The 10,644-nt window shown below is 62.0% G+C and carries 10 protein-coding genes; 3 read left to right on the forward strand and 7 right to left on the reverse strand.

Translation table 11 applies throughout. The features are described 5' to 3' along the window. Nucleotides 1-137: 137 nt before the first annotated feature. Both EN984_RS09025 and EN984_RS09030 read left to right on the forward strand, forming a co-directional pair. Nucleotides 138-338, forward strand: coding sequence for a DUF680 domain-containing protein (locus EN984_RS09025; RefSeq protein ID WP_127267341.1), 201 nt, complete (start codon nt 138-140; stop codon nt 336-338). 67 nt (nt 339-405) lie between these two features. Continuing rightward, nucleotides 406-642: a DUF680 domain-containing protein gene (locus tag EN984_RS09030; RefSeq protein ID WP_023813652.1), complete on the forward strand. Its 237-nt coding sequence runs from the start codon at nt 406-408 to the stop codon at nt 640-642. Nucleotides 643-718: 76 nt separating this feature from the next. On the opposite strand, the gene ugpC is transcribed toward EN984_RS09030, so the two are convergent. The 5 genes from ugpC to EN984_RS09055 all read right to left on the reverse strand — a co-directional run bounded on the left by ugpC (nt 719) and on the right by EN984_RS09055 (nt 7,276). Further along, nucleotides 719-1,831: a sn-glycerol-3-phosphate ABC transporter ATP-binding protein UgpC gene (gene ugpC, locus EN984_RS09035; RefSeq protein WP_127267787.1), complete on the reverse strand. Its 1,113-nt coding sequence runs from the start codon at nt 1,829-1,831 to the stop codon at nt 719-721. Nucleotides 1,832-1,855: 24 nt separating this feature from the next. Further along, on the reverse strand, nt 1,856-3,520 hold the full coding sequence (locus tag EN984_RS09040) for an alpha-glucosidase family protein (protein WP_127267788.1): 1,665 nt from the start codon (nt 3,518-3,520) through the stop codon (nt 1,856-1,858). Between the two features lie 4 nt (nt 3,521-3,524). Beyond that, nucleotides 3,525-4,679 (reverse strand): carbohydrate ABC transporter permease, encoded by a 1,155-nt coding sequence (locus tag EN984_RS09045; protein ID WP_127267789.1) that lies wholly within the window; start codon nt 4,677-4,679, stop codon nt 3,525-3,527. 1 nt (nt 4,680) lies between these two features. Continuing rightward, a complete protein-coding gene (locus EN984_RS09050) occupies nt 4,681-5,694 on the reverse strand; it encodes a sugar ABC transporter permease (protein ID WP_127267790.1) in 1,014 nt (337 codons plus the stop codon). A gap of 226 nt (nt 5,695-5,920) precedes the next feature. Then, nucleotides 5,921-7,276 (reverse strand): ABC transporter substrate-binding protein, encoded by a 1,356-nt coding sequence (locus EN984_RS09055; RefSeq protein ID WP_127267791.1) that lies wholly within the window; start codon nt 7,274-7,276, stop codon nt 5,921-5,923. A 364-nt stretch (nt 7,277-7,640) separates the two neighbouring features. Here EN984_RS09055 and EN984_RS09060 point away from each other — a divergent pair, with 364 nt between their 5' ends. Continuing rightward, nucleotides 7,641-8,663 carry a substrate-binding domain-containing protein gene (locus EN984_RS09060; RefSeq protein ID WP_127267792.1) on the forward strand — a complete coding sequence of 341 codons (1,023 nt, stop codon included), beginning with the start codon at nt 7,641-7,643 and terminating at the stop codon, nt 8,661-8,663. A gap of 86 nt (nt 8,664-8,749) precedes the next feature. On the opposite strand, the gene EN984_RS09065 is transcribed toward EN984_RS09060, so the two are convergent. Together EN984_RS09065 and EN984_RS09070 are read right to left on the reverse strand one after the other, a co-directional pair. Continuing rightward, nucleotides 8,750-9,994, reverse strand: a complete 1,245-nt coding sequence (locus EN984_RS09065) for an NAD(P)-binding domain-containing protein (protein WP_127267793.1) — start codon at nt 9,992-9,994, stop codon at nt 8,750-8,752. A gap of 164 nt (nt 9,995-10,158) precedes the next feature. After that, on the reverse strand, nt 10,159-10,644 hold a 486-nt coding region (locus tag EN984_RS09070; protein WP_245480049.1), incomplete at its 5' end, for a LysR substrate-binding domain-containing protein.

Genomic DNA, 10,644 nt, shown 5'->3' on the forward strand with positions numbered 1-10,644 from the left:
GCTCAGGCGCCTGCCCAGGGTGCTGACCACAACCTCTTCGGCAACAACTAACAGCCGATTCCCAGTCGACGGCGGGCTCGCCCGCTGCCCTGGCGAAATTCAGACATTCGAAATTCAGACATTCAGGAGTATTTAAGATGAACAAGATCCTCATTGCTGCCGCCGCCGTTCTGGCCATCACCGGCAGCGCTTTCGCGGGCAGCGACAACTACGGTTCGAACGGCGCCAACCAGCCTGCCGCCGCTGTGGACCAGTCGTACACGGCTTCCACCAAGACCTCGGAACCGGCTGCCCAGACACCCGCTCAGGGCAGCGATCGTAACCTCTTCGGTCGCTAAAACCAATTTCGCAAGCGACGGCAGCTGTGCCTGCCGTCTGGCGAAATCCAGAATTCAGGAGACTAAAATGAACAAGATCCTTATTGCTGCCGCCGCCGTTCTGGCCATCACCGGCAGTGCTTTCGCCGGCAGCGACAACTTTGGCTCCAACGGCGCCAACCAGCCTGCGGTTACTTCGGTTGACAGCGCGCATACGAGCTCGGTCCGCAACAGCGGTGGCCTCGTCGAGAAGCTGCTCAATTCGTCGGGCGACGTAGAGAAGTCCGCTCCTCAGGGCAGCGACCGGAATCTCTTCGGCCGTTAACAGTCGAAGCTGATCTTCAAAAAAAGAGCGGCGGGCCTGGCCCGCTGCTCTTTTTTGTCCAAGACGCGGTTCTGCCTCAGGCCGCCTTCGCTTCAGCCTCATGAAGGGCAAACGACCGTCCGTCAGCGTCGAAGAGATGCAGGTCCTCGCCATTGGCGCTCAGCCGCAATGTCGAACCGCGCTTGACCTCGACATTGCCGGGCAGCTTGGTCACCAGCGGCAGGTCGGCGCGACCGATGTCGACATAGACCAGCTGCACCTCGCCGAGCTGCTCGACATAGTCGACCGTCCCCTCGAACAGATAGTCCGCGCCGCTGGCGATGATCAGGTCCTCCGGCCGCACGCCAAAACTCACCGCAGCGCCCTTTGCCGAAGCCGGCGTCGCGATCGGCACGGTTGCCTTGCGTCCGCCGACATGGCTGACGACGGTCGGATTGCCTGATTTGTCGATGGTTGCGGGCAGGATATTCATGGCCGGCGAGCCGATGAATTGCGCAACGAACAGATTGCCGGGCTTCTTGTAGAGGTCCATCGGCGTGCCGACCTGCTCGATATGGCCGTCCTTGAGCACCACGATGCGGTCGGCGAGCGTCATTGCCTCGACCTGGTCGTGGGTGACGTAGATCATGGTCGTGTTGGGCATCGATTCCTTGAGCTTGGCGATTTCGATGCGGGTGGCGACTCGCAGCGCCGCATCAAGGTTCGAAAGCGGCTCGTCGAACAGGAACACCTTCGGATTGCGCACGATGGCCCGGCCGATGGCGACGCGCTGGCGCTGGCCGCCCGACATCGCCTTGGGCAGGCGGTCGAGATATTTGGTCAGCTGCAGGATCTCGGCGGCCTGACGCACGCGGCGGTCGATCTCGGCCTTGTTCTCTTTGCCGATCTTCATCGAGAACGCCATGTTGTCGTAGACGGTCATGTGCGGGTAGAGCGCGTAGGACTGGAACACCATGGCGATGCCCCGTTTCGACGGCGGCACGTCGTTCACCACTTCGCCGGCTATTCTGAGCTCGCCGGAGGTGATTTCCTCGAGCCCGGCGATCGATCTCAGCAATGTCGACTTGCCGCAGCCCGACGGGCCGACGAAGACGATGAACTCGCCCGATTTAATATCGAGGTCGATGCCGTGGAGAATGTTCAGATTGCCGTAGGACTTCTTCACTTGTCTTAGCGTGACATCGGCCATTTGGTTTCCTCCAGTGATTGGAATTCAGTCGAGACGCCCGAACCAGGCGCCGTAGCCGCCAAGCTCGATGGAACCGCTGTTCGCCTGCCCCGAAAATCCGTGCCCGGGCAGAGGTTGCAGCGATCGGCCGCCAAGGTCAACCTTGGCCGGCCCGGCTCCCAGATTGAAGACGCAGACGATCTGCTCGTTGCCTGCGCGGCGCGTGAAGGCGACGGTGTCGCCCTCACTTTCGATGAAGGTGATGTCGCCCTTGGCGAGCGCCGGATGGGCACGCCGGAAGGTGAGAAAGCGCCGGTAGTGCTCGAGCAGCGAAGCCTCGTCGCCCTGCTGGACATTGACCGCTTGCGCCAGATGCTTGGCCGGCACCGGCAGCCAGGGCTTTGCCTGGGAGAAGCCGCCATTCTTGGCGCTGCCATCCCACACCATTGGCGTGCGGCAGCCGTCGCGGCCCTTGAATTCCGGCCAGAAGCGGATGCCGTAGGGATCCTGCAGATCCTCGAACCGCAGCTCTGCCTCACCGAGCCCAAGCTCCTCGCCCTGGTAGATGCAGACCGAACCGCGCAACGACATCAGCAGCGCCGAGATGACCTTGAGGTAGGCGGTCGGGTCGGCCTCATTGGCGGCCCAGCGCGAGGCCGGGCGCATCACGTCGTGGTTGGAGAAGGCCCAGCACGACCAGCCGTCGCTGGCGACTTTGCCGAAGGATTCCAGCACCGAGCGGACCTTGCCCGCGCTGATCTTTTCCGGCGCCAGGAAATCGAAGGAGTAGCACATGTGCACGCGCTTGCCGCCTGCGGTGTAGGCGGCAACCACTTCAAGCCCGCGCTGCGAATCGCCGACCTCGCCGACCGCTGCGGTTGCCGGATACTCATCGAGCAGGGCACGGAACCGTTCGAGGAAGCCGAGGTTCTCGGGCCGGCTCTTGTCGTAGAGATGGTCCTGGTAGTTGTAGGGGTTGACCGCCGGCGCGGTCTGGTCGTTGCGCTCTTCCGGCGGCAGCGGCGGATTGTTTTCCAGGCCCTGGCTGTGGAAGTAGAAATTGATGGTATCGAGCCGGAAACCGTCGACGCCGCGCTCCAGCCAGAAGCGGGTGACGTCGAGCAATGCGTCCTGGACTTCGTGGTTGTGAAAGTTGAGGTCGGGCTGTTCGGCCAGGAAATTGTGCATGTAATATTGCTGGCGGCTGGTGTCCCATTGCCACGCCGAGCCGCCGAAGATCGACAGCCAGTTGTTGGGCGGTGTGCCGTCCGGCCTGGCGTCTGCCCAGACGTACCAATCGGCTTTCGGGTTGCTGCGGCTCGACCGGCTTTCCTTGAACCAGGGATGACTGTCGGCAGTGTGCGACAGCACCTCGTCGATCATCACCTTCAAGCCCAGCCTGTGTGCCTCGGCGGTCAGCGCGTCGAAATCGGCCAGCGTGCCGAACATCGGATCGACATCGCAGTAATCCGTCACGTCATAGCCGAAATCCTTCATCGGCGACTTGAAGAACGGCGAGATCCAGATGGCATCCGCGCCGAGTGCGGCGATATAGGAGAGGCGGCCTATGATGCCCTTGAGATCGCCGATGCCGTCGCCATTCGAGTCCTGATAGCTGCGCGGATAGATCTGGTAGATCACCGCGCCCCGCCACCAGTCGCGATCGATGGCGAGGTCAGGCTTCGAGCTGGCCTTCAAAGCGGATTGCATCGTCTCAGCCTCCTTTCACCGAGCCGGCAAGCAGCCCGCGGACAAAATAGCGCTGCAGCGAGAAGAACACGATCAGCGGTACGATGATGGTCACGAAAGCCGATGTCGTCAGAATCTCCCAGTCGCCGCCGCGCGAGCCCAACAGCGCGTTGAGCTTGGCGGTCAGCACGATCTGGTCTGCCTCTGTACCGAGGAAAACCATCGCCACCAGCAGATCGTTCCATACCCACAGGAACTGGAAGATGGCAAACGAAGCCAGCACCGGGAACGACAGCGGCAAGACGATCTTGACGAAGATCTCGAAATCGCTGGCGCCATCGATGCGCGCCGATTCCATGATTTCGCGCGGCAGGCCGGCAATGTAGCTGCGCAGCAGGTAGATGGCGAAGGGCAGGCCGAAGCCGGTATGCGCCAGCCAGATGCCGAGATAGGTCTTCGACGGCATGCCGAAGAAAGCGCCGACGCCGTTGTAGAGCTTCAACAGCGGGATCAGCGACATCTGCAATGGCACCACCAGCAGGCCGATGATGACGGCGATCAGCAGCGCCCGGCCGGGAAACCGCATCCAGGCCAGCGCATAGGCGGCAAAGGCGGCGATCAGGATCGGGATGACGGTAGCCGGAATGGTGACGGTCAGGGAATTCATGAATGACCGTCCGATGCCTTCGGAGAACAGCACGGTTCTGTAATTGTCGGTGGTGAATTTCGGCGGCGCCGACGAAGCATAATAGACGCGCTGGCCGCGATCGCCTTCGAATGCTTTCGGGGAATGCATGATGAAGCTGCCGTCGGCATTGAGCTGCAAGGTCACGCCGTCGCCGAGATCGGCTGTGGTGCCGGCGGGATATTGCGTCGGTGTCGCCGATTTGACCCCGAAGGCGCTGATGTCGCGCTTGGCGCCGTCGCCGAAGATATTGCCCTCGAGGACGAACTTGCCGTCCTTCTCGACTTGCGCCGAGGCGGGCGGGAGCCGGCCTGCTTCCGTCTGGGTGGAACTGGCGAACGAGTTCCACCAGCCCGAGGCGATGATCTGGTTCTTGTCGCGCAGCGACGAGACCAGGATGCCGAGCGTCGGTATGGTCCAGATCGCGACGAAGATGAGCACGGCGATGTGGACGCCAAAACGGCTGGCGAAGGAATTTCCGGCCGCGACGGCCATCTCAATGTCCTCCCGTCTCTTTGTTCGCCTGGCGGATGTTCCAGACCATGATCGGAATGACGGCAATCATGATGATGATGGCGATGGTGGCGCCGCGGCCGAAATCGCCGCCGCCGCGGAACATCCAGTCGAACATCAGATTGGCCAGCACCTGGCTGTTCCACTGGCCGTTGGTCATGGTCAGCACGATGTCGAACACTTTGAGCACCAGGATGGTGATCGTGGTCCAGACCACGGCGATGGTGCCCCAGATCTGCGGCACCATGATCTTCCAGAAGATCTGGAACGGATTGGCGCCGTCGATGACGGCGGCTTCCAGCGTTTCTTCGGGAATGCCGCGCAGGGCGGAAGACAGGATGACCATAGCAAAGCCGGTCTGGATCCAGATCAGGATGATCATCAGGAAGAAATTGTTCCAGAACGGCAGCGATATCCAGACCTGCGGCTGGCCGCCGAAATGCTGGATGATGGCGTTGAGGATGCCGATCTGCGTCTGGCCGTCGCCCCGATACTCGTAGATGAATTTCCAGATCACGCTGGCGCCGACGAAGGAGATCGCCAACGGCAGGAAGATCAGGCTCTTGGCGATCGTGCCCCACCAGATCTTGTCCGTAAGCACGGCGATGATCAGCCCGAGGAAGGTGCAGGCGGCCGGCACCACCGCCAGCCAGATGATGTTGTTGAGGATCGAGTTGCGGAACTCGCGATCGCCGAACGCCCATTGATAGTTCGCCAAGCCGACGAAATTGATGCCGCTGCGATCGAGGAACGACAGCCGCAGCGTCTCGACCACCGGATAGATCAGGTAAATGGTGAGGATGATCATCGCCGGGCCGACGAACAGCCATGGCCGGACCAGCCCTTGCCGGCGCAGATTGTCGATGGCCGCGGCACCCGCGACGCCGCGTGACGGGAATATCAGGTCGACCAGTTTGTTGGCGCCCCAGAAATAGGCGACGCAACCGCCGACGCCGACGATGATGACTGTTATGGCCGAGAAAATCTGAGCCGCCATGGGTCCCTCTCCCCCTGCGCATGACCCGACAAGGAATGACCTTGGTAACGGAGACCAGGCGCCGATTCAGTTGTTTGGAGCGCGTCATCGGCGGCTTGCGCACATTGCCGATCGCGCTTCATTTCAATGCGCTCATGACGAAAGGCTGCGGCACGGGCCGCCGTCGGATCCGGGCCAGTACGGTCCGGATCCAGTGCGAGAATGGTGGTCGCTTACATGCCGACCGCTACTTGATCGCGTCCCAGCTCTTCTGGATGTCGGTGGCGACGTCCTGCGCCGACTTGCCGCCGACCAGGTCGATCATGCCGGTCCAGAACGCGCCGGCGCCGATCTTGCCCGGCATCAGGTCGGAACCGTCGAAGCGGAAAGTCGAGGCATTGGCGAGGATTTCGCCCTGCTTCTTCAGCGCGTCGCTGGCATAGGCATCCTTGTTGACCGACTTGAGCGGCGTCACGAAGCCGCCTTCGGCCATCCAGATCTCGTGGGCGAGCGGCATCTTCAGGAATTCGATGAATGCGCGCGCGCTCTTGCTGTCCTTGGTGATCATCGCCAGCGTACCGGCGCCGAGCACGGGCGTGCCCAGTTCAGGCTTGGAGGCATAGGGCGGGAAGTAGAAGAAGTCCGCGTCCTGGCCGACCTTGGTACCTTCCGGGAAGAAGGTCGGGATGAACGATGCCTGATGGTGCAGGTAGCATTTCGGCGGCACCGAAAAGAGGCCCTTCGGGCTGTCGCGGAAATCGGTCGCCGCGACCGCCTTGGCGCCGCCATCGACCATCTTGTCGTCGGTCGCGATCTTGCCGAAAATGTCGATGGCGTTGACCACTGCGGGGTCGTTGAACGGGATCTCGTTCTTCACCCATTTGTCGTAGACCTCCGGAGGCTGGGTGCGCAGCATCAGGTCTTCGACCCAGTCGGTCGCCGGCCAGCCGGTGGCGCCGCCGGAGCCGAGGCCGATGCACCACGGCTTGCCGCCATCGGCGATGATCTTCTTTTCGAGATCGGCAAGTTCTTCCTGCGTTTTCGGCACCTTGTAGCCGGCTTCCTCGAAATTATCCGGCGAATACCAGACCAGCGACTTCACATCGGCCTTATAAGGGAAGGCGAAGAAGCCCGGCTTGCCGTCCTTGTCCTTAAAGGTGCCGAGATCGACCCATGACTGGCCGGCACCGTAATTGTCCTTGACCCATTTGGCGGTGTCGTCACCGAGCGGCGTCAAAAGGCCCTTCGACGCCAGGTCCTGGATAAGACCCGGCTGCGGCAGCACGGCGATGTTCGGCGGGCTGCCGGCCTGCGTGTCGATGACGATCTGCTGCTCGTAATTCTCCGAGGAGGAGTATTTGATCTCGACGCCGGTGGCTTCCGAGAAATAGTCGAGAACGCCGCGCACCAGGCCTTCGTCCTCGCCGCGCCACGGTCCGAAGATCGACAGCGTCTCACCCTTGAGGTCGACTTTCTTGAGCTCTTCGTAGTTCGCCCAGTTGAAGCGCTTGTCTTCGCCGGGCTTGAACTTCAGTTCGGCCTGCGCGGGCGCGTTCAGGGCGAACGTGGCAAACGCCGCACCCAGCAAAAGCATTTTCTTCATCGGTATTCCTCCCAGTGGGTCTCACACACCGGACGGAACCTCCATTCCGCCCGCCGACGCCGCAGGACTGTGACTCAGTCGGAAAGGAACCGCAACCTTTCGAAGAGTCTTCCAAAGCGCTTTGGCTTTCTCGATCACGCCATTGAATTGCTGGGAAGTCAAGAGGCCGGGCGGATTAATCGATTTAGGTTCGCGCATTTGCGCCCCTAAAAGTGCGCTGCAACATGCTATTATGGCGATGCAGCAGCAATTTTTGTTTCAAATACGCCCGAACCGCGTCTATGGTTCGGCTTGGTATGGCTCGGCCCCGCTGGGACTTGGGTCGATTCAATTTAAAAGCGCTTTGAGGGAATGGAGACCTTTCGTGAACCTCAAGCAGCTCGCCCATATGCTGGCACTTTCGCAAACCACGGTAAGCCGTGCGCTGAACGGCTATCCCGAGGTCAACGAGGAGACGCGCAGGCGTGTCATGGATGCCGCCAAGCGCCATGGCTATCGTCCCAATCCGAGCGCGCGCCGGCTGGCGACCGGCAAGACCGGCATGATCGGCTATGTCCTGCCGACCGGTGCGTCGGTCGACATCGATCCGCATTTCGTCGAGTTCCTGTCCGGCCTTGGTGACTATGCCCGTTCGCACGAGCTTGACCTTGTGCTGTCGCCGGCCGACGCCGACGACCAGGAGACGACCTACCGGCGCATCGTCGCCAACAGGCAGGTCGATGCCGTCTACATCTCCTCGCCAAGGCCCGCTGACCGGCGCGTGGCGCTGGTCAACACGCTCGGCATTCCCTTCATCGTCCATGGCCGCAGTGAGGGCTTCGACTTCGACTATGCTTTTACCGACATCGACAATGAGGGCGCCTTCCACGAGGCGGCCAGGCTGCTGATCCAACTAGGTCATCGGCGGCTGGCGTTGATCAACGGTGACGACCGCGAGACCTTCGCCATCCATCGCGAACGCGGCGTGCGCCGGGCGCTCGCCGCGAGCGGACTGTCATTGAGCGAACGCCATGTCTGCTCGGTCGATATGACCGAGGAGAACGGCTATCGCGCCACCAGGCGTTTGCTGGAAGAGGACGACGCGCCGACGGCGATCGCCTGCTCCAGCCTGATCATGGCGCTGGGCGTCGTGCGCGCCGTACGCGACCTCGGCCTGAGCATTCCGAGCGACGTCTCGCTGATCGCCCACGACGATGTCTTCCCCTGGCTGAGGCCGGAGAATTTCTCGGTGCCGCTGTCGACGACGCGTTCATCGATCCGTCTCGCCGGCGCCCGTGTCGCCGAGCGGCTGGCGGCACGGATTTCAGGACTGGAGGAGGGGGCGCGAGGCGAGGTCTGGCCGGTCGACCTGGTGGTCAGGGGATCCGTGGCGGGGGCGCCTGCGTAGCTGGAGATCAAACCCATGCTCTGCGGGAACCGAGTTGAGACGCGACACCCGGTTTACCCAATCATGGATCGGCTGTGTCCAGTCCGTCACGAACGCCCGACGATGTGTTCGACAAGGCGGTGCGCCTCCTCGGCAATCGCTAATATTATGCCCGATTTGCGCGTGGAGGCGAAATCTAAGCCGGCGAAGTAGATACCTGGCTGCGCAGCCACGCCATCCTCATGAACGGGCCGTCCCTGCGAGTCGAGCACCCCAGGGAGGTTCACCCAACTGAAATCACCCCGGAAGCCAGTACACCACACCACGGTCGTTATGCCGGACACGGCAACATCAAGAGAACGAATAGTCGGGTCCGGCAGATATGCCGCGACAGTCTCCGCAGGATTGGGTTCCGAAACGGGAGCATCGATTCCGGAGCGACTGATATATTCGTCGATATAGCGTTTGACGTTGGCGGAGGCTTCATCCCCAAAACGAATATGGGCTTCGAGATCGTCGGCGAACGAGAGGCGGCCGCCTTCCTCGACGCCTGCGAACCGGCCCAGCAGCACGATACCTCGGGCGCTGAGCGCTTGGAGGCTAATGGTGCGTTCTGCCCCAAGCAGACCACGAGCCGGAATGCGTTCCGCAAGACGGATTATCTCCTCTCGACGCACGTCGAGAAACCCGCTCTCGACCAGCCACATCATAATGTGGCGACCTCGGTAGCTCCGAGAGAGTCTTCCAACCCGGCTTGTGGCAAGGAAGACCGTTCGGCCTGCTTCTGCCAAGTCCTCTGCGATCTGGCCACCCGACTGGCCGCCTCCGACAACCAGCACCGCTCCATCAGCGAGATCGGCGGCGCTGCGGTAATCGGAAGCATCGATCTGGCAGAGGCCGGGCGGCAGCGAACCGGCCCAAATTGGGCGCACCGGACAATTCAGGTCGCCGCTTGCGATCACCACGTTCCGCGCCAAAACTGTGCCGCGTGAAGTGGTTAGCCTATATTCGCCATTATTGTGTCCACTGGCGAGTTCGGTCACGGCAGTATCCTGTTCGACAGGGAGGCCGTGCCGCTTGGCGAAATCCTCGAGGAGTGCGACGAATTCGTCGCACGTCAGGGTACCGGACGGATCCGAACCGTCATAGCAGTCGCCTGGCATCACGGTCTGCACGTTGGGGGTATTCATCCGGAAAGAGTCCCACCGCTGTGTGCGCCAGGTCTCTCCGATGCGGCCTCTCTCCAGTATCCTGTGGCTTAGGCCCCGCCGTGCCAGCGAATGGCTGATGCCCAGGCCGGCCCAGCCGGCCCCGACGACCACCGCATCGAGGACATTGGCGTTACTCGTCATTGCCGCAATCCCGATGCTAGTGCATGTCGCCCAAAAATGGCGTCCGCATAGTCTCCCCGAAGGTGCGAGGGCAAGATAGCAGTTCTGTCGGCTCACGCCACGATCAAAATCTCGCCCGACGCCGGCAGTGGGGAGGCCACCGCAAGGGGCTGGATTCCGATATCTCACGCCGCGGATTTGAGGTGGTCGATGAAGGCGCGCAGCTTCGGCAGGACTTGGCGCTTGCCGGGATGATACAGGAAGACGCCCGGCGTCGTGGCGGCGATGCCGTCCAGCACCGGTTCGAGTTTACCTTCGGCTATCGGACCTTCAGCGATTGGTCGAGGCGTCTGCGCCAGCCCGACGCCCCGCATCGCGGCCCCGAGCAATGTCGGATAATCGTGCGCAATCAGCGGGCCTGAGAGCATCGCCTCGATCGCCTCGTTGCCGTCGACGAAAGCCCAGGGCGCAATGGCGCCATTCGAACGGCGCAAGCGCAGGCAGGCGTGGTTGCGCAAATCGTCGACGCGTTCGGGGTGGCCATGGCGTTTGAGATAGTCAGGGCTGCCGACGACCACGAAGGAAAATGACGGGGTTAGCCGCACCGCGACCATGTCGACCGCGATGAACTGGCCAAGACGGATACCGGCATCGAACCCGCCGGCCGCGAG

This window comes from Mesorhizobium sp. M7A.F.Ca.CA.004.12.1.1 (assembly GCF_003997835.1).
In the GTDB taxonomy this organism is placed as follows: domain Bacteria; phylum Pseudomonadota; class Alphaproteobacteria; order Rhizobiales; family Rhizobiaceae; genus Mesorhizobium.